The organism is Gordonia sp. CNJ-863 (assembly GCF_001942325.1).
GTDB lineage: Bacteria > Actinomycetota > Actinomycetes > Mycobacteriales > Mycobacteriaceae > Gordonia > Gordonia alkanivorans.
This window is the reverse complement of record NZ_MKKG01000072.1, coordinates 1-1778: the sequence shown is the minus strand read 5'-3', so window position 1 is coordinate 1778 and position 1778 is coordinate 1. Positions and strand designations below refer to the sequence as shown.

3 protein-coding genes are annotated in these 1778 nt (G+C 61.3%); 1 reads left to right on the top strand and 2 read right to left on the bottom strand.

The window, feature by feature from the left end:
• Positions 1-224 precede the first annotated feature (224 nt).
• Positions 225-365: a hypothetical protein gene (locus BJF87_RS27005; protein ID WP_230461868.1), complete on the bottom strand. Its 141-nt coding sequence runs from the start codon at positions 363-365 to the stop codon at positions 225-227.
• On the opposite strand from BJF87_RS27005, the gene BJF87_RS22715 reads away from it, so the two are divergent.
• A complete protein-coding gene (locus tag BJF87_RS22715) occupies positions 330-974 on the top strand; it encodes a TetR/AcrR family transcriptional regulator (protein WP_262339117.1) in 645 nt (214 codons plus the stop codon). The genes BJF87_RS27005 and BJF87_RS22715 overlap by 36 nt on opposite strands.
• Before the next feature lie 290 nt (positions 975-1264).
• Here the strand turns inward: BJF87_RS22715 and BJF87_RS22710 are convergent.
• Positions 1265-1778 (bottom strand): ATP-binding protein (locus tag BJF87_RS22710; protein ID WP_262339116.1); only part of this gene is annotated, 514 nt, incomplete at its 5' end.

Here is a 1778-nt window from a genome sequence, read left to right as displayed (position 1 = left end):
ATCTCGCCGAACGGCTGCAGCAGCGCGGTCGGTTGCACGATTTCGTGGTGTTGCCGCAGATCGGTCACATGATCAACATGGAGGCACCGAAAGATTTCAACGAAGCGGCGGCGCGATTGGACGCAGCGACCGTAGAACGTTGACAGCGAAGTATCGATGCCTACGGGGTCACGCACATGGCCGCTGATAGCTTGCGGGCTTCCAGTAGGATAGTTTCCACAATGTCAGTCGTCCGCCGCGTTTCCTCCGCGCCATCTCAGGTACAGCGTCGGGTGCGTGATGCCCGCAGCACCCGGTGGGATGACCATCGCGTCGCAATACGAGCGGAGTTGGTCGATGCGGCCATACGGGCCATCGACCGCCATGGCGTAGGCGTGAGCATGGACGACATTGCTGCGGAGGCAGGCGTGTCTAAACCGAAGCTGTACCGCTACTTCGGCGACAAAGCGGGTCTAAACGGGGCAGTGGCGGCGAAGCTCGGTGCGTTGATGTGGGAGTCGGCGCAAGTCACAATCTTTGCTGAGCAAGATCATGCGTCTGTTGACGATATGATTCGCTCGTCGGTCCAGTCCTACGTCGCGCTGGTTGGGAAACACCCCGTGGTCGTCAGGTTCCTTATGGCGAATCACTTGTTTCAGTACTCCGGATCGGGAAATGGTGGAGTTGCTGACCAACTGAGGTCGGTGATGGAGGCCGTCGCCGACCGGTTCACTGAAAGTCTGCAGCGTGTTCACGCAGATGCCTCGATCATTCCCTTGGCCGTGGCGTCCATCCTGGGTTCTGGACTATCGGCGACTCAGTGGTGGATCGACAACGGTCGTGAGCAAGGGGTCAACGACAGCTATTTCGCCGCACACCTATCGGAGACAACGTGGGGAATAATCAACGGCGCGGCCGCAACCGTAGGCGTTGCCTTCTCACCTGATCTGCCGTTCAGCCATCCCGGTTTCGCGTCCCGCCTCGAAGTGAACTGACCGCGTTTGCAATCAGCCAATCGCCGAACTATCCGTAATCAGTGGCCGCGCGTCACGGGCCCGGGGTGATTGTTGTCAGTCGATCGTGCAGCCCAGGGACGGCGAGCGTTTGATACGACGAACAGCGTACCCGGCAGCATAGTGGACCCGGAGAGGCCGGCGGCGGGAATACAGAGCCAGCGGACACGCCGGGCCAACACCACATAGCAGACCCTCGCCCCGGTTGTCAACGGCCAGTTTGATGTCCCCGCTGGTGGCCAGGTGAAAGTCCCCACCCTGTGCGGGATGTTCTAGGTGGGTGGTACCTCCGTTCGGTGTGTCATGCGGTAGGAGTCGCCGTCGGTGATGACGATGGTGGCGTGGTGTAGGAGCCGGTCGAGGATGCTGGCGGCGGTGGTGTGTTCGGGTAGGAATCGTCCCCATTGTTCGAAGGGCCAGTGGCTGGCGATCGCGAGGGAGCGGCGTTCGTAGGCGCCGGCGACGAGTCGGAACAGTAGTTGGGTGCCGGTGTCGTCGAGTGGTGCGAATCCGATCTCGTCGAGGATGAGCAGATCTTGGCGTAGCAGGGTGTCGATGGTTTTGCCGACGGTGTTGTCGGCCAGGCCGCGATACAGGGTTTCCACGAGGTCGGCGGCGGTGAAGTACCGCACTTTGTGCCCGGCGTGCACTGCGGCGATTGAAACGCCCCGGGTTTGTCGGAGGCTCTCGAATCTGTGAAGGATGGAGAGCATGGCAGCACCACGGAAGTACAGCGTTGAGCTGAAGGAGCGGGCGACGCGGATGGCGGTGGAGGCCCGCAAGGAC

Coding starts and splice junctions, on each gene's coding strand:
- BJF87_RS27005 (WP_230461868.1), bottom strand. CDS start 365: ATGGCGGTCGATGGCCCGTATGGCCGCATCGACCAACTCCGCTCGTAT.